A 21974-nucleotide genomic window follows, 5' to 3' on the forward strand; every position below is an offset into this window, starting at 1 on the left:
ATCAGCTGATCGCCCGGTCGCTGAGCAGCGCCCACTGGCTCCAGCCCGCCTTCTCCTTGTAGAACCGGCGGATCAGCTTGCCGTCGTCCGTGCGGACGAAGACCTCGATCGTCTTGGTCTGCGCGTGGTACATCGCGCTCGGCGCCTCGGCGACCTTGGTGGTGCCGAGCTTGGCCCACGCGGTCCAGCCGCCGTCGGTCGCGCGCGAGTGCTCGACGATGCCGCCCTCACCGAGCTGCAGCACGTCGATCGAGCCGGTCGTCGAGTTGTACACCGCCGACGGTGCGCCGGTGCCCTTGCCGCCCAACGACTTCCACACGCCCGCCGCGTACTGCTCGACGCTGCCGGTCGCGGTGCGGACGAAGACCTGGTCGACGGCGACGCTCGGGTCGCTGACGATCTTGGTGTCGCCCTGGTCCTGCCACTTCTCGCCGTCCCACTTGACGAGCTTGTCGTCGGCGGAACGGGCGTAGAGGTCCTTGTCCGCGACGGCCGGGCTGCCCTGGATCTTGACCTCGCCCAGCGGCGCCCACTTGTCCGTGAAGCGCAGCAGCACGCCGTCCGCGCCCCTGGCCAGCACCTCGACGGCCTTGGACTTGTCGTTCCACTGCAGCACCGGGTCGCCCGCGACGGCCGTGTCGCCGAGCGAGAGCCACTTGCCGTCGACGCGGCGGTAGACCTTGCCGTCCGTGCCGCGCGCGAACACCTCGACGATCTTCGTCTCGGGGTTCATCAGCGCGACCGGGTCGCCGGCGAAGAGCTCGGCGCCGAGCTGCTGCCAGCCGTTCCAACGGCTCGTCTTGTGGAAGTTCGTGATGATCGTGCCGTCCGCGGCGCGCGCGTAGATCTCGAGCTGCTGCTCGCCGGTGTTCGAGATCTGCGGGCCGGCCTCGACGACCGGCTTGTCCGTCACCGGGGTGTCGCTGGAGGTGTTGCCGGACGCGTCGACGATGCCGTTGTAGCGCAGCGGCACGTACTGGCGCGCGGTGGCGGCGGACCACACACGCTGCACGGGCACGGAGCCGTCCGGGCCGGCCTGCTCGCGCACGATCGGCCGCGTCTTGGCCGCGTCGGCCCAGCCGACGAACAGCGCGACGTGGTTCAGGCGGTCGTTGAGCGCGTCACCGGGACGGAGGTCCTCCCAGTCGATGCGGTGCGCGACCTGCTCGAGGATGTGCGTGGTGTACGAGATGCGCAGGCCCCAGGCCATCGAGATGAACCCGGAGCAGTCCGTGCGGTAGGCGCCGTACTTGTTGTTGAAGCAGGCGCTCTGGCTGTACGGCACGCGAGCGCTGATCCACGTGCGGGAGCGCGCCAGGACCTCGCTGCGGGTGATCTTCGAGTTCGCCTCGTACGTCCCGCAGATGCCCCCACCCTCGGCGGCCGCGACCGCGACGTCGGGCATGGCCAGCGTCGAGCCGAACGTGATGGCCGCCGCGGCGACTGCCAACATCCCCCACGATCTCATGCCGAGCACCGTAGCAAGGCGATGTGAAGTTTTGGTCCAGTCGAAGGTCCCATGTTCCTACACATCGCACCGTGTCCTCGTGGCATTACCCGTCCAGGCCGTCAACCGTGAAGAGTTCCCGGTCCGAACCCGCTGAGGCTGTTCACGAGGTCGGCGTCGGTGATCTCGGCGGTGACCCACGCGAGCGGGTAGCGCAGCTGGATCGTGTCCTCTTCCTTGATCAGGCGCACCCCCGGCAGCACCTTGCGCACCAGCGCGAGCATGCCCCGGTTGTCCGGGAGGACGTCGCCGTGCAGTTCGGCAACGCCCAGCCGGGCCGCCACCGCCGTCAGCTCCTCCAGCAACCGGCGCCCGACGCCCCGGCGTTGCCACAGGTCGACCACCGCGACCGCGATCTCCGCGCCGCACTCGCTGGTCTTGATCATGCGGGCGATGCCGACCGGGTCGCCGCCGATCCGGGCGCACACGGCCGCGTGCTGCTCGCCGTCCACGTCGGTCAGGACGCGACGCGCGGACGCCGTCAGCCGTGGCGTCGGCGAGTGGAACCGCAGGTAGCGGCTTCGCGCGGACAGTCCTTCGAACACCGCGTCGACAGCTTCCGGCGCGGTGTCGCGGTTGAGCTCGGTGACGCGCATGAGGATCGACCCCCTGAGTTCGGAATCCGAACTGTAGCTGAGTTCGAAAAACGAACGCAAGGGATATCCTTGAGGCATGTCGTACGCGAGTTTCGCCAGCATGCCGTGCACGCTGAGCCGCCCCGCGGCTCTGCTGGGCGAACGCTGGACGCTGCTGCTGCTCCGGCAGATCTTCCTGGGGACCCGCCGCTTCGAGGACTTCCAGTCCACGATGGAGATCTCGCGGAGCGTTCTGACAGACCGGCTCAACGTGCTGCTGCAGGAGGGCGTGCTCAAGCGCGTGCCCTATCAGGAAGACGGCCGCACACGGCACGAGTACCGCCTCACGGAGAAGGGGCGCGACCTCTACCCGGTGATGATGGCGCTGCGCACGTGGGGTGAGAGGTGGATGGCTCCCGAAGAAGAGGAGTCGTTCCACCTGCACCACCGCAACTGCGGCGGCGGTGTGCGGGCGAAGGTGGAGTGCACCGAGTGCGGCGCCGAACTGACGGCACGGGACGTGCAGGTCACGCCCAAGCAGTGAGCGTCACGCGCGTTTGAGCGTGCGGAGGACCGGAGCGGACTCCAGCTCCCCCACGCCGTCGAGGACTCCGACGCGTTCGGTCAGGTACCGGTAGAGATCACCGCTGCTGCGGCACGTGACGCTGGCGACCAGGTTCGCCGGGCCCGTGGTCGCGGCGGCGAAGTACACCTCGGGATGGCCCGCGAGCGCCGCCCCGGCCTCGGCGAGGTGCCGCGGCCGCACGCGCATCCACAACCTGGCCTGCGTGGCGAAACCGAAGAGCGCGGGGTCGGCGTCGAGCTGAAGCTCCAGGACTCCGGTCCGCCTGAGGTGCTCGACGCGGCGACGGGCGGTCGACTCGGAGGTGCTGGTCTTCGTGGCCAGTTCCGCGAAACCGGCACGGCCGTCCGCTTGCAGGACTTTGAGGAGTGCCTCGTCCAGCGCCGTGAGTTCGGTTGGGGACTCATGGGGGTGTTCTGGCTGTAGGGCAGCCACTTCTTCTTCGGTGAGACACGCGATCCCACGCCACGTGCCTGGTGATGCGAAGCCACGGAGGATGTTGTGCGCGCTCACGTCGACCAGCCGTCGTGGAAGGCGGTCGAGCAGCAGTTCGTCGGGACTTTCCACCTGCTGGAGGCACGAGATCTCGGTGCCGCCGGACATCAGGTGCACCCAGAACGTGTCGGCCCGCTTGGCGAGCGCCTGCGCCAGCACCGGTCCGGCGTCGGGGGTGCAGCGCAGTCTGAGCGTCCACGCGTGGTGGCCGAGCCGGAACCGGTTGAGCGCGCCGCGCACCCTGATGCCGCGCTCCTTGAGCCGCTGACAGCGGCGGGCGGCGGTGTGTTCGGAGATGCCGAGGACGCCGGCGATCTTCGCGAACGGCGCGCGGCCGTCGATCTGGAGTGCGTGGACCAGTCTGAGATCGATGGATTCCACCAGGCTCACGTTAGTTCGTGGCGGATTCCTTCGCATTTTCACTGCCGAACGATGGATCGAGGTCAGTCTCCCCAAGCTGGCCCGTATGGATTTCGAGGGTTTCCACCAGGGCGGGCAGTTGGTCGACGGGATGCCGAACACCGGGGTGCCGTGGGACATCGGGGCACCGCAACCCGTGGTCGTCGCCTGGGACACGGCCGGACGGTTCCGCGGGCACGTGCTCGACGCGGGCTGCGGCACCGGAGACAACGCGCTCTTCCTGGCATCGCGCGGACACCGGGTCACGGCGGTCGACATCGCGCCGACCGCGATCGAGTCGGCTCGTGCCCGCGGTGACGGCGTCGAGTGGGTGGTGGGCGACGCGGCGGCGTTCACCGGAGAGTTCGGCACGGTGCTGGCGAGCGCGTTGTTCCACTGCCTGCCACCGGATCAGCGGCCCGGACTGCTGGTGTCGTTGCGGAAGGCGGCCGTCAACGGCGCGTTCCTGAACCTGACGTCGCTCGCGGTCGAGGGCGGACCGTTCGAGGTCGGCGAGACCGAACTGCGGTCGGCGCTGGAGAACGCCGGGTGGGAGATCACCCGGTTCGAACGCGACGTGATCACCGTGGCCGGCGTCGACGGTCTGCCCGTGCTGCCGGTGTGGGTCGTGGAGGCTACTGCAGCGAGTCGAGGTGCTTGCGCAGCAACGACAACGTGAGCTCCGGCGTCATCCGGTCCGGGTGCAGCACTCCGTCGACGGTGAGGCCGTTGAGCAACGACGCCAGCCGTTCGGTCTCCAGCGCGACGTCGAGCGACGCCGCGACGGTTCCCGAGTCGCGCATCACCGTGAGCACGCGGCGGCAGAGCGCGCGCAGGCCGTCGTAGAGCTGTTCGGCGCGGGGCAGCAGGGAGGGACGGGTTCGCGCGGCGGTGGCGAAGGCCAGCCACAGCACGGCTTCGTCGCGCCGGCGTTCGTCGAGCGGGAGGACCTCGGAGAGCACGCGTTCGCCGGGTCGTCGCAGGTCGCCCTTGCGGTCTCCGAGCGACTGCACGTGGGCGAAGATCCGCTGGTCGATCGAGTGGATCAACGCTTCGGCAGCAAAGATGATCATGTCGTCGTGACTGTCGAAGTAGTGCCGGATCGAGCCGATCGCGAGCCCTGCCTCCTCCGCGACGTTGCGCAGTGAGGCCTGTTCGACGCCGTCCCGCACGACCACCCGGAACACCGCCTCGGCGACGGCTTGGCGACGGGCGACGGGATCGACGACTCGCGGTGACACCTCCCTTTTCTAGCATGACCCTGCTAGTTTAAGTAGCAGGGTCATGCTACTAAGGGGGATGGAATGACGTACGCGCTGATCGCAGCGGGTGTGCTGTACGTGCTCGTGCGCAGGTTCATGGGGGAACCGCTCAACGCCAGGGACCTGCTGGCACCTCCGGCGTTCCTGCTGTTCTTCGGCATCCGGGCCGTGGACGAGTTCCAGCTGATCTACGTGGTGCCGCTCGCCGCCGGGTTCGCGTTCGGCGCGTTGAGGGGCATGACGATCAAGCTGTTCGAGCGCGACGGCCACCTGTGGCAGCGCTACACGCCGTGGACGCTGGTCGTGTGGGTGACGTCGCTGGGTGCGAGCGTCGGGCTGGGGCTGCTGATCGGCGGGCACGCGCCGACCCAGCTGTCGATCGGTGTGAGCATGCTCGGTGAGCTGTGTGCACTCGGCGCCAAGGCGCTGAACACCGGAGTCCCTTTCGCTCCGGACAAAACGCTGCGCAATCCCGTGCAGGAGCGGTTCCATGGGAGGCATGGAGCGTCGTGACTTCCTCGTCGGGGCCGGGCTGCTGGCCGTCGCGCCGACCGCCGCCGCGTCGGCCGCGCAGGGACTGGACTGGGACGCCGTCCGCCGCGAGTTCCGGCTGGATCCGTCACTGACCAACCTCGGGCTGTTCTACCTGGCGTCGAACCCGCGCGAGGTGCGGGACGCGGTCGACGAGTTCAAGCGCAGGCTCGACGCCAACTCGCACGACCTGATCCCCGATCAGGCGCAGGAGGTCGCCGTCGCGCTCGGGCAGTACGTCGGCGGCGGCCCGGACGACATCGCGTTCGTGCCCAACACGACCATCGGGCTGTCGATCGTCTACGGCGGCCTGAAACTGCGCCCGGACCAGGAGCTGCTGCTCAGCGACCAGGACCACGCGTGGCACCAGCAGGCAGCGCGTCTGGCGGCGGAACGCGTGGGCGCGAAGGTCAGGATCGGCACGCTCTTCGAGAGCTCCGCGAAGGTGACCGAGGACGAGGTCGCGACGCGGCTGCGCAACTCGATCACACCGCAGACCCGTGCCGTCGGCATCACGTGGGTGCAGTCGAGCACAGGCGTGAAGATGCCTGTGCGGGCGTGTGCACAGGTTGTCGCCGACGCGAACAAGGGACGCAAACAGGAAGACCGCTGCCTTCTCGTCGTCGACGGCGTGCACGGACTGGCGGCGGTCGACGACGACGCGGCACGACTCGGCGCCGATGTTTTCGTTGCAGGCACGCACAAGTGGCTGTTCGGGCCGCGCGGCACCGGCATGGTCTGGGTGAACCCCCAGGTGAGCAACCAGATCGTGCCGCTGCTGCCGAGCCTCAGCAACCGCAGCGAGACGGCGGCGCTCGGGCCGGGCGGCTTCCACGCGTTCGAGCACTACTACGCGGTGAAGACGGCCGTGCAGTTCCACCAGCGCCTTGGCAGAAGTCGTGTGGCGGCACGGATCACGGAGCTGGCGACGAGGTTCAAGGACGGCCTCGCCGACATCCCCGGCGTCGTGATCCACACACCACGCGACCCCGCGCTGTCCGCGGGCCTGGTGTGCTTCGACGTCACCGGCGTGACAGGTGATCAGGTCGTGGGCTGGCTTGCGGAGAAACACATCCAGATCACCACTGCGGCCTACCGAATCCCGTACGCGCGCGTCGGCACGTCGATCCTCAACACACACGAGGAAGTCGACAGGACGTTGAAGGAGATCCGCGCGCTCACTCGTTGATCCGGGGCAGTTCGGCCGTTCCCGGCGGTTCGAGCTGAACGCTGGTGTTCTCCATCATCACCTGTGGCCGGTTCATCGCCTCGTGCGCGGCCCATCCACCCAAGACGACGACCACGAGCAGTGCCGCCGCAACGAACGGTGTGGTGGGCACGTGCCGTTTCGGCTTCTCTTCTTCTCGTTGCACGGGTATCTCGAGGACCGGCTCTTCTGCCGGTTCGGGTTCCAACTGTCTGGCCTCGATGAGAGCGCCCGTCGCCGCCGCACCGACGGGCGCTCTCATCACCGGAATCCTGAGCCGTTCCGCGATCTCCTTCGCCACCAGGGGAATCCGCGACGACCCGCCGACGAGCAGGACGACGTCGGGCCCCGTGCTGTTCGCCACCCGTTCGAGCGCGTCGACGGCCAGCTCGACCGACGGACGGACGATCGCCTCGAACTCCAGCCTGCTCAGCCGCACCTCGCGTACCTCACCGGCCACGACGTACGGAATCCGCACCTCGGGATAGCTCCCCAGCAGCTCTTTCGCCTCGACGCAGCTGTGCACGAGCTCCCGGCTGTGCACCCCGACCTTCGCGATCACGTGCTCCGCCACCAGGTCGTCGAGGTCGAACCCGCCGATCTCGACCCGCTCGGTCCGCCCCGCCAGCAGGAACACCCCCTGCTTGCGCACCACCGCGACGTCACACCCGGTGGCCCCGAAGTCGAACACCGCGACCGTGCTGTGCTCCGGCATCCGTGCGTCGGCGTCGAACGCGATGGCCGCGGCGTGCGGTGCCGGCACGAACAACACGTCGGCCCGCCCCTCGTCGATGAGGTCGTTGCGGAGCTGTTCGAGGTGCTCGTGCGGCCAGCTCGGGGAACAGGTCATGGCGACGCGGCTCGGCGGCTCACCGTGCCGGTGCGCGAGGTCGTCGAGGACGTGCGCGATCTCCCTCGCCACCGAGGTGGTGCGACGCTGGTTGCTGCTCGTGACACCGCGGTCGGTCGCGACCGTGGTGCCAGCGGCTCCGAGATCGAGCCCAACCTGGTACGGCATAGCGGGTCTCCCTCTTGCGCGGACACCCATGACACGTACGTCTCAGATGGTGCGGTTCAACTCCGTCAGACGCTGCGCGGCCAACCGCGCACCGTCCGTACGCACGAGAGCCGCCACTTTGGCGGCCTGTTCGGCGAGCTGGAGCACGTCGCCGAGAACCTCGGTCGTCACGGCCTGCGCCGACCGTCCGACACCCAGGCGTTCGACCTGCTCACCCCAGTAGTACTGGTCGTACATGTGGGGCAGCACGATCTGCGGCGCACCCGCCGCCGCGGCCGTCGTGGTGGTGCCGGCACCGCCGTGGTGCACGACCGCGGCGACACGGCGGAACAGCGCCTGCTGGTTGACCTCACCGATCGCGATGCAGTCGGGGGCGTCGTCGCTGAGCCGCAGATCGGCCCAACCCCGTTGCAGGACAACGCGTTTGCCGAACGCGCGAGCCGACTCGATCGCGGTCGCCGCCGCGTCCTGGACACCGCGCATGCTGCCCAGCCCGAAGTAGACGGGAGGTTCGCTGTCGTCGAGGAACGCGTCCAGTTCCGGACTGAGCGGCCGTTGGTCGTCGGCCAGCCAGGCACCGGTCTGGACGAGCTCGCCGGGACCTGGCCACGGCCCCAGCACCGGATCCGCGGCGAGCCACGGCGCGTCACCGAAGATGTGGTCGCGAACGTCGTCGATCGGCGCCAGACCGAGCTGCGCACGTTCGGCGTTGAGGGTCTCGCGCGAGTGTGCGAACAAGTGGCGTTGCTGTTCCCACTGCGCGAGGTTTTCCTCAGGCGTTCCGTTCACCGGGACACGGCCCAACATCGCGGGTGGCGCGTGATGCGGCGAGGGCAACGTGTTCGCGCAGAAGCTCGCGTAGACGTAATGAGCGTTCAGACTTTCCGCCACGGAACGCGTAGCGTGCTGCAACGCACCTCCTGCCACCAGGACGTCCGCGCCTTCCGCTGCCTGCTTGACGACCCGGAACTGCTCCCGCACCGACTCCTCGGCCAGCCTGCCCAGGGCCTCCGGCTTCAGCTTGACCGCCGTGACGGTGCGCAAGGTCGGGCCCACCGGCGTGAACTCGACGCCGTTGCTCGTCACGAGGTCCTCGAAGTCCGGCGGCGCGACCACCTTCACCTCGTTGCCGAGATCTTTCAGCTGGACGGCCAGTGCGGTGACCGGCTGCGCCTCTCCCCGTGAACCGATCGTGGACACCAGAAATCGCATCGTGAATTTCCCTCAATCCCCTGGTCAGGCCACGAATTGTGGTGGCGACCCCAGGTCTTGCGGCAAGTCCCCCGGTGCGTTATAAGTTCCAATGGGGGAAAGAATTCACGCTGGTTCTGGCGCCTTCGCGTTGACACACAACAGCCCGCCGTGCGGATCGACGGCGGGCTGTCGCTTGTCGTGCTGGTGGTGTGGCTCGCAACGTTGCCGGGGGAATTCGTGGTCAGACGGGCGCAGCGCGGTGCCACCCCCCACTTCCTCATCCTGCTCGGCTGTGGGAGTGGGGACGGTGCCGCGAGGCGTCCTGCTGAGCGTGGATCACCTCGCCAACGTTGCGTGACACGCCGTCAGTGAGCGGCGTCGTCCCAGGAGCGGCCCACGCCCACCGAGACCTCCAGCGGGACCTGGAGCGGGTAGGCGTTGCCCATCTGGTCGCGCACCAGGGCCTCCACCGCCTCGCGCTCGCCGTCCGCGATCTCCAGGACCAGTTCGTCGTGGACCTGGAGCAGCATGCGCGAGCGCAGGCCGGACGACTCCAGCGCGCGGAACACGCCCAGCATGGCCACCTTGATGATGTCCGCGGCGCTGCCCTGGATCGGGGCGTTGAGCGCCATGCGTTCGGCCATCTCGCGGCGCTGGCGGTTGTCGGAGGTGAGGTCCGGCAGGTAGCGGCGGCGGCCGAGGACCGTTTCGGTGTAGCCGTCCTTGCGGGCCTTCTCCACGATCTCGTTGAGGTAGTCGCGGACGCCGCCGAAGCGCGAGAAGTACGCCTCCATCTGCTCGCGGGCCTCTTCGGTCGGGATGCGGAGCTGCTGCGACAGCCCGAACACCGACAGGCCGTACGCGAGGCCGTACGACATGGCCTTGATGCGGCGGCGCATCTCGCCCGTCACCTCGGAGGTGGGGATCGAGAACGCCTGCGACGCCACGTAGGTGTGCAGGTCCTCGCCGCTGTTGAAGGCCGCGATCAGGCCCTCGTCGCCGGACAGGGTGGCCATGATCCGCATCTCGATCTGACTGTAGTCCGCGGTCATCAGCTCGGTGTAGCCCTCGCCGACGACGAAGGCCTGGCGGATGCGGCGGCCCTCGTCCGTGCGGATCGGGATGTTCTGCAGGTTCGGGTCCGTCGAGGACAGGCGGCCCGTCGCGGCGATGGTCTGGTGGAACGTCGTGTGGATGCGGCCGTCGTCCGCCACCGACTTCAGCAGACCGTCCACAGTGGACTTCAAGCGCGTGACGTCGCGGTGCGACAGCAGGTGCTGCAGGAACGGGTGCTCGGTCTGCTCGAACAGGTTCTGCAGAGCGTCCGCGTCCGTGGTGTACCCGGTCTTGGTCTTCTTCGTCTTCGGCATCTTCAGCTCGTCGAAGAGGACCGTCTGCAGCTGCTTCGGGCTGCCGAGGTTGATCTCCTTGCCGATCACCGAGTACGCGTCCTGCGCCGCCTGCTTCACTCCGGCGGCGAAGTGCGCCTCCAGCTCCGAGAGGTGCTCGACGTCGATCGCGATGCCGACCGCCTCCACCTCGTCGAGCACGTTCCTCAGCGGCAGTTCGAGGTTCGCCAGCAGGTCGGCGCCGCCGATGGTGACGAGCTCGGTGTCCAGGCGGTCGGCGAGCTCGGCCACGGCACGCGCGCGCAGGATCGTGCTGGTCGCGACCTTCTGCGCCTCCTCAGACTCGTCGGCGAGCAGCGACAGCTGGCCGTCGCCGGACTCCTCGGCGCGCAGCTCGCGCTTCAGGTAGCGCAGCGCCAGGTCGTCCAGGGCGAACGACCGCTGGCCGGGACGCACCAGGTACGCGGCCAGGGCCGTGTCCGAGGTCAGGCCGCGCAGCTTCCACCCGCGGGCGCGCACGCGGCGCAACGGCAGCTTCAGGTCGTGGCCCGCCTTGGCCACGCCCTCGTCGGCCAGCCACGCCGCCAGCGCCTGCTCGTCCGCCTCGTTCAGCTCGGAGACGTCGACGTACCCGCCCTCACCGGTGGCGGTGCAGAGCGCGACGCCCTCCAGGTCGTTCGTGATGCGCAGCGCCACGCCCACCCGCGTCTTGCGCGCGTTCGCGTCCAGCCACTGGGCCAGCGTCCCGGCGGGGATCAGGCCGCCGGAGACCTCGAAGCCCTCCTCGGCCTCGGGCTCGGCGGTCGAGAGGGTCTGGAACAGCCGGTCGCGCAGAACGCGGAACTCCAGCTCGTCGAACAGCCGGTGCACGGCGTCGCGGTCCCACGCCTGGGCCTCGAGACCGTCGATCGTGTACGGCAGCTCGACGTCCTTCACCAGCTCCGTGAGCTGGCGGTTCATGATGATGTTCGCCAGGTTGCCGCGCAGGGCCTCGCCGACCTTGCCCGGCACCTCGTCGATGCGGTCGACCAGCTCGTTCAGCCCGCCGAACTGGTTGAGCAGCTTGATGATCGTCTTCGGGCCCACGCCCGGCGTGTTGGGCAGGTTGTCCGACGAGTCGCCGCGCACCGCCGCGTAGTCCGCGTACTGCTCGGGACGCACGCCGTGCTTCTCCTCGACGTACGCCGGGTTGAACCGGCCCATCTCCGAGACGCCCTTGACCGGGTACAGCACCGTGACCTTGTCGTTGACCAGCTGGAACGCGTCACGGTCGCCGGTGACGATCTCCACCTCGAAGCCCTGCTCCACCGCCTGGGTGGTCAGGGTCGCGATGATGTCGTCCGCCTCGTAGTTCTCCTTCTCCATCGTGGCGATCCGGAGCGTGGCGAGCACGTCCTGGATCAGGGAGACCTGGCTGCGGAACTCGTCCGGCGTCTTGGAGCGACCGGCCTTGTACTCGGGGTACTGCTCGGAGCGGAACGTCTTGCGCGACACGTCGAACGCCACCGCCACGTGCGTGGGCTTCTCGTCCCGCAGGATGTTGATGAGCATGGACGTGAACCCGTACACGGCGTTCGTGACCTGGCCCGTCTTCGTCACGAAGTTCTCGGCGGGCAGGGCGTAGAACGCTCGGTAGGCCATCGAGTGACCGTCGATGAGCAGGAGCCGCTTCACGTCTGAGGGAGTCACGGGCCCGAGTCTAGGGTGGGGGTCTGACAGTTTTGCTCGAACCCTTGGAGCCCGCGTGACCCCCGACCTGCCAGTGGACTTCGCCGACGAGCAGTTGCACGTCCGGATGGGCATCGAAATCACCCAATGGGATGTCCAGGAGATGATCGGCACCATGCCGGTCAAGGGCAACCGCCAGCCGTTCGGCCTGCTCCACGGCGGAGCGAACGCCGTTCTCGCCGAACAGCTCGGTTCTCTGGCTTCCGCCATGCACGCGGCGCAGCACGACCTGATCGCGGTTGGACTCGAGCTGTCCTGCACGCATCACCGAGCCGCGCGCGAGGGTGTCGTGACGGGCGTGGCCCGGCCGATCCACCTGGGGCGCAGCACGACTACGCACGAGATCGTCATCACGGACGAGGACGGCAAGCGCACCTGCACCGCTCGCCTCACGTGCATCCTGCGCCCGAAGCCGCCGGGCGCCTGATGTCCGAAGTGGACTAGGGCATGTGTTGACGCAGGCCCTGAGTTCGCGCCAGCGTGCCCGCGATCAACGTGGCGACGACGTCCTCCAGCGTGGCGCGCAGGTCGAGGCGGAGCTGGAGCACCGCGGGATCGGCCTCGTAGGCGGCGAGCGCGCTGGCGGACGGCCGGCAGTACGTCGAGAGCGCGCCCGCCAGGATCAACGTCGTGATCGCCACTGTCCTGGCACCGTCGCCGAGCTCCGGCACGTACCGGCGGAGCAGGTCGGCGGTCGTCTCGATGCCCGCGATGGCGGACCGCTTGTGCTGCAGCACGACCTCGACCGACACGTTGTGCTCCAGCACGCCGGTCTGCGCGTTGATGAGATCGAGCAACGCCGTGCGGCGGGCGAGAGAGGCACCCAGGACCGCGGCGACCTGATCGCCGCGGTCCGGCGAGCGCGGATCCACCCCCGCGGCCAGCTCGTCCGGCAGCTCGGCCAGCCACGTCCCGATGGCCTGCTCCAGCAGTTCGAACAGCACCGCCTCACGTGACTCGAAGTACCTGAGCACGTTCGACTTGGCCAGCCCGACCCGCCGGCTCAGCTCGTTGAGGGTCACGGCGGCCACCGGCATCTCGTCGAGCATCGCCGTCGCGGCGTCCAGGATCGCCTGGCGCCGGATCTCGCGCTGCTCCTCACTTCGGGCCCGCTGGAACGTCATGCGGGAGATGTTACAAACCAGCGGTCTCTTGACAGCAGACCGGCGGTCTCTTACGGTCGGAAATAAGAGACCGACGGTCTACAAGGAGCCGACATGAACTGGACCGAGCGCGACATCCCCGACCAGAGCGGCCGCGTCGCCGTCGTGACCGGTGCGAACACCGGTCTGGGCTACGAAACCGCGCGTGCCCTCGCCGAGCACGGGGCGTCGGTCGTGCTCGCCGTACGCGACGTGGAGAAGGGCGAGCAGGCGGCCGCGCGCATGACCGGCGACGTCACGGTGCGGCAGCTGGACCTGTCGTCGCTGGAGTCGGTCCGCGCCGCTGCCGCCGGTCTGCGCGAGACGCACGCGGGAATCGACCTGCTGATCAACAACGCCGGTGTGATGTACACGCCGCGGCAGACCACCGCCGACGGGTTCGAGCTGCAGTTCGGCACCAACCACCTCGGCCACTTCGCCTTCACCGGCCTGGTGCTCGACCTGCTGCGGCCGGACTCGCGCGTCGTGACGGTCAGCAGCGTCGCCCACCGCATCCGCGCCGCCATCCACTTCGACGACCTGCAGTGGGAGCGGTCCTACAGCCGGGTCGCCGCGTACGGGCAATCGAAGCTGGCGAACCTGATGTTCACGTACGAGCTGCAACGCCGGCTGGCCCAGCACGGCACCACGATCGCCGTGGCGGCACACCCCGGCGTGTCCGACACCGAACTCGTCCGCAACGCACCCGCGGCGGTGCGCGCGCTCAACCCCCTGCTCGCTCCCCTGGTGACGCAGAAGGCGAGCATGGGCGCGCTCCCGACCCTGCGCGCGGCCGTCGACCCCGCGGTTCTCGGCGGTCAGTTCTACGGCCCCGACGGGATGGGCCAGTACCGCGGGCACCCGCAGGTCGTCGCGTCCAGCCCGGACTCCTACGACCTGGCCGTGCAGCAGCGGTTGTGGACCGTGTCCGAGGACCTCACCGGCGTGAAGTTCCCCGTCTGAAACGACGAAGGGAGCTCCCCTCACGTGGAGGAAAGCTCCCTTCGTCACTTGCTCGTGGCTAGTGCGCCTCACCCAGGTACGCGTCGCGCACCCGCTGGTCGGCCAGCAGCTCACGCCCCGGACCGTCCAGAGTGGTCTTGCCGAGGTCGATCACGTAACCGTGGTCGGACAAGGCCAGCGCGGCCAAGGCGTTCTGCTCCACCAGGAGGATGGTGGTGCCGAGCGACTGCAGCTCCTTGATGGTGTCGAAGATCCGCTGCGTCATGATCGGCGAGAGACCCATCGAGGGCTCGTCGAGCATCAGCAGGCGGGGCTTGGACATCATCGCGCGACCGATGGCCAGCATCTGCTGCTCACCACCGGAGAAGAGCCCGGCCTTGTTGTGCCGCCGCTCCCCGAGGACGGGGAACAGCTCGTACACGCGGTCCATGTCGGCCAGCACGCCGTCGTCCTTGCGGACGTACGCACCGAGCTGCAGGTTCTCCTCCACGGTCATCCGCGGGAAGAGCCGGCGGCCCTCGGGGCAGTGGGCGATGCCCTCACCGAGGATCGCGTGCGCCGGGTCGTTGTGGATCGGCTTGCCCTGGAACAGGATCTCGCCCGACGCCGGCCGCAGCAGACCCGAGATGGTGCGCAGGGTCGTGGTCTTGCCCGCACCGTTCGAGCCGATCAGCGACACGATCTGGCCGGCCTCGACGGTGAACGAGATGTCGCGGACGGCCTCGATGGCGCCGTAGGCGACCGAGAGGTTGCGGACTTCGAGCAGCGCGGTCATGCCTGCTCCTCCTCAGCAGAAGCAGCGGCGGCCTCGACGTCGTGCTGGACTTCCTCCGGCGGCTTGCCGAGGTAGGCCTCGACCACCCGCGGGTCCGCCCGCACGACCTCGGGGCTGCCTTCGACGAGCAGCTCGCCCTGCACGAGCACGGAAACCGAGTCGCACAGCCCGAAGATGAACTTGATGTCGTGCTCGATGACGACGACGGACACACCCGTCTCGCGGATGCGGAAGATCAGCTGCTGCGTCGCTTCCGTCTCCTGCGGGTTCATACCCGCCGTGGGCTCGTCCAGCAGCAGCACCGCCGGGTCCGTCGCCAACGCGCGCGCGATCTCCAGACGGCGCTGGTCGCCGTACGGGAGGTTGCGCGAGAGCTCGTCGTCCAGGTTGTTCAGGCCGACGAACGCGAGCAGCTCCCGCGAGCGTTCCCTGGCCGCCTTCTCACCGCGGTGGTAGGCGGGGCCGTGGAACAGCGAGGCCAGCGGGCCCTGCTTCATCCGCACGTGCCGGCCGACCATGACGTTCTCCAGCACGGTCATGCTGGGGAACAGCCGGATGTTCTGGAACGTGCGGGCCACGCCCGCGTCCGTCACCTGGGCCGGGTCGCCGGGCAGGACGTTGCCCTTGAGCAGCACCTGGCCCGTGGTCGGCGTGTACAGACCCGTGAGGCAGTTGAAGAACGTGGTCTTCCCCGCGCCGTTCGGGCCGATCAGGCCGACGATCTTGCCTTCGTCGAGCGTCAGCGTGACGCCCTTCAACGCCTTGAGGCCACCGAAGACCATCGAGACGTCACGCGCCTCCAAAACCGGCGTGCTCATGCCTTCTTCGCCTCCACGTGCGCCTCTTCGGCGTTCTCATCGGCGCGCTCGATCATCTCAGCGCGCCTGTGCGCATCGGGGATCAGGCCGACCGGCCGGAACCGCATGATCAGGATCAGCGCGAGGCCGAAGATCATCAGGCGGTAGTCCTCGAAGTCGCGCAGCTTCTCGGGCAGCACGAACAGCAGTGCCGCACCGAGCACGGCGCCCGGGATCGAGCCCATGCCGCCGAGGATGACCGCGGCGAGCAGCGTGACCGACTCGAGGAACTTGAACGACTCGTACGAGACCGTGCCGTTCTTGTGCGCGAACACCGCGCCCGCGAGGCCCGCGAGCGTGGCACCGATGAGGAACGCGAGGATCTTCATCTTGCCGGTGCGGATGCCCATCGCGCGGGCCGCGTCCTCGTCCTCGCGGATCGCGATCCAAGCGCGGCCGATGCGGCTGAACTTGAGGTTCGCGAACACCGCCATCGTCGCCGCGACGAGCAGCACGATGAGGATGTAGTAGAGGACACCGGCGGGCAGCTTCACCGCGCCGAGGGTGATCGACTTGTTGAACTCGTTGCCGAACAGCGACAGCGGCGGGATGCCCGGGATGGCGTTGGAGCCGTTGGTGATGCCACCGATGTTGTTCTGCGCGGAGCGGGTGAAGATCTCACCGAACGCGAGCGTCACGATCGCCAGGTAGTCACCACGGACCCGCAGCGTCGGCGAACCGACGATGGCGCCGAAGATGCCGGCCACGATCGCTGCGGCGACCGCGGCGACCGGGAACGGCAGGGTGATGCCGAAGTGCGCCGTGGCGGCACCGGAGAAGTTCGCTGCCACGAGGGCACCGATGCCCATGAACGCGACGTATCCGAGGTCGAGCAGACCCGCGAGACCGACGACGATGTTCAGGCCGATCGCGGTGGCGGCGTAGATGCCGATGTTCGCCGCGACCGTCATCCAGTACTCGTTGCCGGCGTCGGTGAACGGCAGCAGCAGCGCGCACGCCGCCAGCACGATCACGCTGAACACGCGGTGCTGCTCGGACAGGGCCGACAGCCAGCGGATGAACCCGACGCCGCTCAGCGCGCCGAGCACACCGGCGGCGAACCCGAGGAACGACAGGAAGATCGCGCCCGAGTACGGGTTCGAGGTACCGACACCACCGGTGGTCAGCATCGCGGCGACGGCGTAGAGCACCGCCGCGAACGACACCAGCAGCACCAGGTACGCGACCGGCGTGGAGACCTTGAACTTCCACTCGCCCACCGGCTCGATGCCGATGCCGTACCCCGCCAGGATCGCCAGCACACCGGCCACGAGACCGACGATGCTGCCGAACGCGGTGACACCGTCGAGGGCCGTGATGGCACCGAGGCCACCGCCCTTGACCGTGATGTACGCGGCGTTCACGAACGACACGAGGGTGAGACCCCAGCCGAGCGCACGGACGACCCTGCCCTTGGACGGAGTCGGCGCGAACGCCGCGACCAGGATGAGGACACCGAGCAGCAGAACGTGCCACCGGAAGCCGGTGACGGCGAACGGCGCGTCGAAGAACTGCAGCGTCGACTTGTCCGGCCAGTTGCCGTCGTTGAGGGTGAACGTGACCCACGGCAGCAGGGCCGCGACGATGCCCAGGACACCACCGGCGGCCGCGAACGGCTTGCCCAGCGGCGCGAGGGCGGAACGCTTCTCCACGGGAGTCGTCGTGTCGGGAGTGGACACAGTGCTCGTGCTCATGCGCGCACCCTTTCCGGCTCACCGAACAGACCCTGCGGGCGGAAGACGAGCACGAGGATCAGCACGACGAAGATCCACACGTAGTCGTACTGGGTGCCGCCCGGCATGTACTGACCGGCCAGGGTCTTGATCAGACCGATGATGAACGCGCCGATGACCGCGCCGCGGATGCTGCCGACGCCGCCCAGGACGGCCGCCGTGAAGGCGAAGATGCCGTTCTGGAAGCCCATGTCGATGTTGATGTTGTTCAGGTACCCGCCGAACATGACGCCCGCGACACCCGCGAGCACGGCACCGAAGATGAACGTCAGCACGATCACGCGGTCGGGGTTGACGCCCATCAGCTTCGCGGTGTCGGGGTCCTGCGCGGTCGCGCGCATCGCCCGTCCCATCCGCGACTTGTTGATGTAGGTCTGCAGGATGACCGAGAGGCCGACCGACAGTCCGACGAGCAACACACCGGTCCACGCGATGTTGACCGAGCCGAGCGACAGGCTGCCCTCCGGGAAGACCTTCGGGTAGGGCAGGTTCGACGTGGCGTTGGGGTACCACACGCGCACGGCTTCCTGCAGGAACACGGACACGCCGAGCGCTGTGATCAGCGGGGCCAGCCGGGGCGCGTTGCGCAGCGGCCGGTAGGCGAACCGTTCCATGATCACGGCGACGAGGACCGCCACCACGATGCCGCCGACGAACATGAGCGGCAGGGCCACGGCAGGCGACTTCTTGAGGTCGTCAGGAAGAAGCGTGAACGTGGCGAGGCCTCCGTACGAGGCCACCATGAAAACCTCGCCGTGGGCGAAGTTGATCAGCTGGATGATGCCGTACACCATGGTGTACCCGAGAGCGATCAGGGCGATCAAAGCGCCCTGGATCACCCCGTTGGCCAGCTGTTGGAGCAGGACTGACACGACTACCTCCGTAAACGACGGGGGCGAGCAAACAACGCCCGCCCCCGCCGTGGCTTCAATCAGATGACCAGGTAGCCGATCAGCCGGTGAACTCGCCGGTCTGAACGTCCTTCCACTTGCCAGAGGTGACCGAGTAGACGGTCAGCACCTTGTTCGTGCTGTCGCCGTACTGGTCGAACTTGACCTCACCGGTGGCGCCCGAACCGCTGTAGGAACCGACGTTGGTCAGCATCGAGTCGCGCTTCGACTCGTCCCACGCGGCACCGTCGATCGTCTTGGCCAGCGCGCCGATGATCGCGTTCGCGGCGTCGTAGGAGAACGCACCGTAGGCGGCGTAGTCCTCCTTGCCGAACTTCTTCTTGTACGCGTCGACGAACGCCTTGGCCGTGGCCAGGGACTCGGTCGGCGCGCCGACGGAGGTGGCGAGGTCGCCCTCCTTGCCGCCGAGCTCGATGAACTTGCCGTCGAAGATGCCGTCGCCGCCCATCAGCGGAACGTTCAGGCCCGCGCTGGCCATCTGCTTGGACAGCGGACCGGCGGCCGGGTACTCACCGCCGTAGTAGACGGCGTCCGGGGCGAGCGCCTTGACCTTGGCGATGACACCGGAGAAGTCGGTGTCCTTCTCGCCGACGGTCTCCTGGCCGACGATCTGGCCGCCCTTCTTGGCAACCTGCTTCGACAGCTCGGCCGCGAGGCCCGCACCGTAGGTCTTGCCGTCGGTGATGATGGCGATCTTCTTCTTGCCGGCCTTCTCGACGAGGTAGTTGGCCGCGTACGGGCCCTGCAGGTCGTCGGTGGCGCAGACGCGGAAGTAGTTGTCGAACTGACGCTTCGGGGCGGTCAGGAAGTCGTTGCCCCTGGTCAGCGTCGGGTTGGTGTTGGCGGGCGACACCTGGGGGATCTTCTTGTCCCGCAGGATCGGCTGCACCGTCTGGGCGACCGACGAGTTCAGCGTGCCGACGACACCGACGACGTTCGGGTCGGTCGACAGCTTGGTGGCCGCCTGGGCACCCTTGGCGGGGTTGGCCTCGTCGTCCTGGGCGGACACGGTCAGCTTGTAGCCCTTGACCGTGCACTTCTGGTTCGCCTCGTCCACGGCGAGCTCGGCGGACTGCTTGATGCCGATGCCGAGAGCGGACAGGTTCCCGGACAACGGGGCGACAACACCGACGGTCAGAGTGCCCTTCGACGTGTCGCAGCTGCCCCCGTTGTTGCCGCCGCCCTCGGTCTTGTTCGAGCCGCAGGCTGCGAGAACGAGCAGCGCTGCGCCGACAATCGCTGCGGACTTCACAGAGTGCTGACGCACGTGATGTCCCTCCTATATCCCTGCTCCCGGCGACGCGAGTTCTCCGCGCACCGCTCCATCACCCTCTCCTGAGGGATGGCCGGAACCTAGGCGATGACTGTGACCCCAGTCATCTGTGCCAATGGGCTCGTGACCATAACGCAACGCGGCGTTATGTTTTACTTAGGGAAAGTTACATAACGTAACCCGCGTTCACTCTTTCGACGCCTGTCATAACCTCGACCTATGACTCCGCGTCGTCGAGTGATCGCAGTGGTGGGTGCGGCCGCCGTGCTCGTCGCGGCGGTGCTGGTGCTCCGACAGGCCGACGACACGCCGAAAAAGCCCAGCTCAGAACCCGTTCGACTGACACAGTACGCCGCGGAATCCGTCACGTTGCCGATTCGACCGGCCGCGCCGGAGTCGCCGTCCTCCGCTTGGAGCAGCGACGGCAGGGTCCAATGGACCCCCGTGGCCGGGGCGGCCGGGTACGAGGTCGACGGCAGGGTCGTCGCATCGCCTGAGGTCTCGGGTTCAGGACGTCCCGACGTGCGTGCCGTGGACGCGTTCGGTCAGCGGTCGTTGCCGGTCAGGGCCGAGGAACGACCCGGCGACGACTCCTGGCGCCGGGCGTACACCGGGTGGCTGGACGACTTCGACAGCACGTTCCTGGAGCGCCGCTACCACCTCAGCGGCCGGCGCGGCTGTGTCAACCCCGGCTCGGGCTCCTCCAGCCGCCTGGTGATCGACATGCCGTGCGGCAACGACACGGCGGTGTTGCGCGCGCGGCCGCTTCTTCGGCTGAACGACGCAAACGAACTGGGCCGAGTGGCTGTCGTGACGGACGCTGCCGGACCGCACGGAAAGCTCGTGCTGGACCTGGTTCCTGGCACGCCGGATCGCGTCGGGCCCATTCCTCCCGCCGATGCTGTGCGCGTGGTGGTGGACGATTCAGTTTCGCCGGGCACACGCGGTGCGGGCGTTCTGCATCGATTCGAAGTAGTACTCACACGCGACGGTGTGCGCGTTCTGCAAGACGGTGCGCAAATCGCCACGTCGGCTGTCGTTCCCCGGTGGCGTGAGGCCAGCGTCCTGATCGGTGTGGCTCCCCCACCGAGCTATCCGGGACGGGTGGTGATCGACGCGATCGGCTTCAGCAGTTCGCTCCCACCGCCGGACGAGGTGACCGAAACGCAGGTCATCGCGGGGACGTTGCGGGTGCTGGAGCCCGACGAGGAGGCACCGGGCATAGGCACAGCGCGCGCACCGTTGCGTGGGGTCCCCTCAGCGCGATTGCGGGCCACGGTCCGCATCGGCGACGGCGGCGACCTGAACGGCCTGGTCGCGCAGCTCGGTTCGGCGCGGCTGCCGATGCGGCCGGTCGTGGACGGCTGGGCGGCGGCGGAGGACGGCGAGCTGACCGTGGCCGGCGACGTGCCGGCCGAGCTGCTCGCGGCGGAGGGACCGGACGCGCTGACGCCGTTCGTGCTGCGGATGCCCGGCGCGTCGCAGGCCCAGGTGCTGGAGAGCTACCTGGAGGTGCCGGGGCCGTCGCCGGTGAAGCTGCCGAACGCCCCGGACGAGCCGGCGCCCGTCCTGCCCGTCATGACGGCTGAGTTCGCCGCTGTGACCCCGAACGAGGCGATGCTGGTGATCACCCTCGACGCCGCCTCCGTGCGATCAGTGGCGCCCGTGGCGGGCTTCGAGGTGTACATCGACAGCGGTCACGTGGCGACCGTGCCGATGCCCGGCGGCGTCGGCGGCAGGCACGAGTTGCTCATCTCCCTCAAGGGCAGCCACAACGTCGAAGTCCGCCTGCGCCCCGAGGATCCGGGGCGGCAGACGGACTCCGTGTGGCTCGAGCTCAGCCGAAGTTCTCGATGACGGCTTCCGCGACGGCCTTCATCGTGGTGCGGCGGTCCATCGCGGTGCGCTGCACCCACCGGAACGCCTCCGGCTCGCTCAGTCCCTGCTTGGTCATGAGAATGCCCTTGGCACGTTCCACGACCTTGCGCGTCTCCAGGCGCTCGGTGAGCCCGGCGACCTCCTGCTCGAGCGCGGCCAGTTCGTTGAACCGGCTGATCGCCAACTCGATCGCGGGCACCAGGTCCCGCTTGGCGAACGGCTTGACCAGGTAGGCCATCGCACCCGCGTCACGGGCGCGTTCGACCAGGTCGCGCTGGCTGAACGCGGTGAGGATGACGACCGGTGCGATGCGGTTGCCCGCGATGTGCTGCGCCGCCTCGATCCCGTCGACCTTGGGCATCTTCACGTCGAGGATCACCAGGTCGGGGTTGAGCTCGGTCGCGAGCTTGATGGCCTCTTCACCATCTGCGGCCTCACCCGCCACGTCGTAGCCCTCTTCGCGCAGCATCTCGACGAGGTCGAGACGGATCAGCGCCTCGTCCTCGGCGACGAGGACGCGCGGGGCCTTGCGCGTGGCTTCGGCTTGGGCCTCGGCAGCCTGCTGGGTCACCGGGGTCCTCCTGACGATCGTTC

Annotated in this window: 21 protein-coding genes; 7 read left to right on the forward strand and 14 right to left on the reverse strand. The window is 68.3% G+C overall.

Features of this window, described 5'->3' with window-relative positions:
* Position 1 precedes the first annotated feature (1 nt).
* A complete protein-coding gene (locus AOM45_RS30890; protein WP_156093701.1) occupies positions 2-1468 on the reverse strand; it encodes a DUF8189 domain-containing protein in 1467 nt (488 codons plus the stop codon).
* Positions 1469-1569: 101 nt separating this feature from the next.
* Positions 1570-2103 (reverse strand): GNAT family N-acetyltransferase, encoded by a 534-nt coding sequence (locus AOM45_RS30895; RefSeq protein ID WP_162185627.1) that lies wholly within the window; start codon positions 2101-2103, stop codon positions 1570-1572.
* A gap of 76 nt (positions 2104-2179) precedes the next feature.
* Here AOM45_RS30895 and AOM45_RS30900 point away from each other — a divergent pair, with 76 nt between their 5' ends.
* The gene (locus tag AOM45_RS30900; protein ID WP_030466590.1) at positions 2180-2626 is read left to right on the forward strand and encodes a winged helix-turn-helix transcriptional regulator; all 447 of its coding nucleotides are present in this window, start codon (positions 2180-2182) and stop codon (positions 2624-2626) included.
* A 3-nt stretch (positions 2627-2629) separates the two neighbouring features.
* Here the strand turns inward: AOM45_RS30900 and AOM45_RS30905 are convergent, their stop codons facing one another.
* Complete coding sequence (locus tag AOM45_RS30905; protein ID WP_236703891.1) at positions 2630-3541, reverse strand: Lrp/AsnC family transcriptional regulator; 912 nt, start codon at positions 3539-3541, stop codon at positions 2630-2632.
* Between the two features lie 85 nt (positions 3542-3626).
* Here AOM45_RS30905 and AOM45_RS30910 point away from each other — a divergent pair, with 85 nt between their 5' ends.
* Positions 3627-4238 carry a class I SAM-dependent methyltransferase gene (locus AOM45_RS30910; protein WP_051783006.1) on the forward strand — a complete coding sequence of 204 codons (612 nt, stop codon included), beginning with the start codon at positions 3627-3629 and terminating at the stop codon, positions 4236-4238.
* Here AOM45_RS30910 and AOM45_RS30915 read toward each other — a convergent pair.
* Complete coding sequence (locus AOM45_RS30915; protein WP_030466593.1) at positions 4195-4800, reverse strand: TetR/AcrR family transcriptional regulator; 606 nt, start codon at positions 4798-4800, stop codon at positions 4195-4197. The genes AOM45_RS30910 and AOM45_RS30915 overlap by 44 nt on opposite strands.
* A 63-nt stretch (positions 4801-4863) precedes the next feature.
* Between AOM45_RS30915 and AOM45_RS30920 the strand changes: the two genes are divergently transcribed.
* Both AOM45_RS30920 and AOM45_RS30925 read left to right on the forward strand, forming a co-directional pair.
* A complete protein-coding gene (locus AOM45_RS30920) occupies positions 4864-5334 on the forward strand; it encodes a hypothetical protein (protein WP_051783007.1) in 471 nt (156 codons plus the stop codon).
* Positions 5321-6541, forward strand: coding sequence for an aminotransferase class V-fold PLP-dependent enzyme (locus AOM45_RS30925; RefSeq protein ID WP_030466595.1), 1221 nt, complete (start codon positions 5321-5323; stop codon positions 6539-6541). Before AOM45_RS30920 ends, AOM45_RS30925 begins: the two co-directional genes overlap by 14 nt.
* On the opposite strand, the gene AOM45_RS30930 is transcribed toward AOM45_RS30925, so the two are convergent.
* The 3 genes from AOM45_RS30930 to polA form a co-directional block, all read right to left on the reverse strand.
* Positions 6531-7577, reverse strand: coding sequence for an Hsp70 family protein (locus tag AOM45_RS30930; RefSeq protein ID WP_030466596.1), 1047 nt, complete (start codon positions 7575-7577; stop codon positions 6531-6533). The genes AOM45_RS30925 and AOM45_RS30930 overlap by 11 nt on opposite strands.
* 42 nt (positions 7578-7619) lie before the next feature.
* Positions 7620-8789, reverse strand: coding sequence for a glycosyltransferase (locus tag AOM45_RS30935; protein ID WP_035909644.1), 1170 nt, complete (start codon positions 8787-8789; stop codon positions 7620-7622).
* A gap of 347 nt (positions 8790-9136) precedes the next feature.
* Positions 9137-11761: a DNA polymerase I gene (polA, locus tag AOM45_RS30940; protein ID WP_236703902.1), complete on the reverse strand. Its 2625-nt coding sequence runs from the start codon at positions 11759-11761 to the stop codon at positions 9137-9139.
* Positions 11762-11915: 154 nt separating this feature from the next.
* On the opposite strand from polA, the gene AOM45_RS30945 reads away from it, so the two are divergent.
* Positions 11916-12275 carry a PaaI family thioesterase gene (locus AOM45_RS30945; RefSeq protein ID WP_081901967.1) on the forward strand — a complete coding sequence of 120 codons (360 nt, stop codon included), beginning with the start codon at positions 11916-11918 and terminating at the stop codon, positions 12273-12275.
* A 13-nt stretch (positions 12276-12288) separates the two neighbouring features.
* On the opposite strand, the gene AOM45_RS30950 is transcribed toward AOM45_RS30945, so the two are convergent.
* Positions 12289-12972, reverse strand: coding sequence for a TetR/AcrR family transcriptional regulator (locus AOM45_RS30950; protein WP_030466600.1), 684 nt, complete (start codon positions 12970-12972; stop codon positions 12289-12291).
* 93 nt (positions 12973-13065) lie between these two features.
* Here AOM45_RS30950 and AOM45_RS30955 point away from each other — a divergent pair, with 93 nt between their 5' ends.
* On the forward strand, positions 13066-13953 hold the full coding sequence (locus AOM45_RS30955; RefSeq protein ID WP_030466601.1) for an SDR family NAD(P)-dependent oxidoreductase: 888 nt from the start codon (positions 13066-13068) through the stop codon (positions 13951-13953).
* Positions 13954-14011: 58 nt separating this feature from the next.
* On the opposite strand, the gene AOM45_RS30960 is transcribed toward AOM45_RS30955, so the two are convergent.
* The 5 genes from AOM45_RS30960 to AOM45_RS30980 form a co-directional block, all read right to left on the reverse strand.
* Positions 14012-14728, reverse strand: a complete 717-nt coding sequence (locus AOM45_RS30960) for an ABC transporter ATP-binding protein (protein WP_030466602.1) — start codon at positions 14726-14728, stop codon at positions 14012-14014.
* The gene (locus tag AOM45_RS30965) at positions 14725-15546 is read right to left on the reverse strand and encodes an ABC transporter ATP-binding protein (protein WP_030466603.1); all 822 of its coding nucleotides are present in this window, start codon (positions 15544-15546) and stop codon (positions 14725-14727) included. The genes AOM45_RS30960 and AOM45_RS30965 overlap by 4 nt, the downstream gene beginning before the upstream one ends.
* Positions 15543-17279: a branched-chain amino acid ABC transporter permease gene (locus AOM45_RS30970; RefSeq protein WP_081901968.1), complete on the reverse strand. Its 1737-nt coding sequence runs from the start codon at positions 17277-17279 to the stop codon at positions 15543-15545. The genes AOM45_RS30965 and AOM45_RS30970 overlap by 4 nt, the downstream gene beginning before the upstream one ends.
* Positions 17276-18190, reverse strand: coding sequence for a branched-chain amino acid ABC transporter permease (locus tag AOM45_RS30975; RefSeq protein WP_030466605.1), 915 nt, complete (start codon positions 18188-18190; stop codon positions 17276-17278). The genes AOM45_RS30970 and AOM45_RS30975 overlap by 4 nt, the downstream gene beginning before the upstream one ends.
* 79 nt (positions 18191-18269) lie before the next feature.
* Entirely contained in the window at positions 18270-19496 is a 1227-nt protein-coding gene (locus AOM45_RS30980) for a branched-chain amino acid ABC transporter substrate-binding protein (protein WP_030466606.1), read from the reverse strand.
* 225 nt (positions 19497-19721) lie between these two features.
* Between AOM45_RS30980 and AOM45_RS30985 the strand changes: the two genes are divergently transcribed.
* Positions 19722-21359 (forward strand): hypothetical protein, encoded by a 1638-nt coding sequence (locus tag AOM45_RS30985; RefSeq protein WP_156093703.1) that lies wholly within the window; start codon positions 19722-19724, stop codon positions 21357-21359.
* Here AOM45_RS30985 and AOM45_RS30990 read toward each other — a convergent pair.
* Positions 21340-21951: an ANTAR domain-containing response regulator gene (locus tag AOM45_RS30990; protein ID WP_030466608.1), complete on the reverse strand. Its 612-nt coding sequence runs from the start codon at positions 21949-21951 to the stop codon at positions 21340-21342. The genes AOM45_RS30985 and AOM45_RS30990 overlap by 20 nt on opposite strands.
* Between the last annotated feature and the right edge of the window lie 23 nt (positions 21952-21974).

It is taken from the genome of Lentzea aerocolonigenes (genome assembly GCF_000974445.1).
Classification (GTDB): Bacteria; Actinomycetota; Actinomycetes; order Mycobacteriales; family Pseudonocardiaceae; genus Lentzea; species Lentzea aerocolonigenes.

Bases quoted from the DNA above. Each gene is read 5' to 3' on its own strand.
- AOM45_RS30890 (WP_156093701.1), bottom strand. From the start codon at position 1,468: ATGAGATCGTGGGGGATGTTGGCAGTCGCCGCGGCGGCCATCACGTTC.
- AOM45_RS30895 (WP_162185627.1), bottom strand. From the start codon at position 2,103: ATGCGCGTCACCGAGCTCAACCGCGACACCGCGCCGGAAGCTGTCGAC.
- AOM45_RS30900 (WP_030466590.1), top strand. From the start codon at position 2,180: ATGTCGTACGCGAGTTTCGCCAGCATGCCGTGCACGCTGAGCCGCCCC.
- AOM45_RS30910 (WP_051783006.1), top strand. From the start codon at position 3,627: ATGGATTTCGAGGGTTTCCACCAGGGCGGGCAGTTGGTCGACGGGATG.
- AOM45_RS30920 (WP_051783007.1), top strand. From the start codon at position 4,864: ATGACGTACGCGCTGATCGCAGCGGGTGTGCTGTACGTGCTCGTGCGC.
- AOM45_RS30925 (WP_030466595.1), top strand. From the start codon at position 5,321: ATGGAGCGTCGTGACTTCCTCGTCGGGGCCGGGCTGCTGGCCGTCGCG.
- AOM45_RS30930 (WP_030466596.1), bottom strand. From the start codon at position 7,577: ATGCCGTACCAGGTTGGGCTCGATCTCGGAGCCGCTGGCACCACGGTC.
- AOM45_RS30935 (WP_035909644.1), bottom strand. From the start codon at position 8,789: ATGCGATTTCTGGTGTCCACGATCGGTTCACGGGGAGAGGCGCAGCCG.
- polA (WP_236703902.1), bottom strand. From the start codon at position 11,761: ATGGCCTACCGAGCGTTCTACGCCCTGCCCGCCGAGAACTTCGTGACG.
- AOM45_RS30945 (WP_081901967.1), top strand. From the start codon at position 11,916: ATGGGCATCGAAATCACCCAATGGGATGTCCAGGAGATGATCGGCACC.
- AOM45_RS30950 (WP_030466600.1), bottom strand. From the start codon at position 12,972: ATGACGTTCCAGCGGGCCCGAAGTGAGGAGCAGCGCGAGATCCGGCGC.
- AOM45_RS30955 (WP_030466601.1), top strand. From the start codon at position 13,066: ATGAACTGGACCGAGCGCGACATCCCCGACCAGAGCGGCCGCGTCGCC.
- AOM45_RS30960 (WP_030466602.1), bottom strand. From the start codon at position 14,728: ATGACCGCGCTGCTCGAAGTCCGCAACCTCTCGGTCGCCTACGGCGCC.
- AOM45_RS30965 (WP_030466603.1), bottom strand. From the start codon at position 15,546: ATGAGCACGCCGGTTTTGGAGGCGCGTGACGTCTCGATGGTCTTCGGT.
- AOM45_RS30970 (WP_081901968.1), bottom strand. From the start codon at position 17,279: ATGAGCACGAGCACTGTGTCCACTCCCGACACGACGACTCCCGTGGAG.
- AOM45_RS30985 (WP_156093703.1), top strand. From the start codon at position 19,722: ATGACTCCGCGTCGTCGAGTGATCGCAGTGGTGGGTGCGGCCGCCGTG.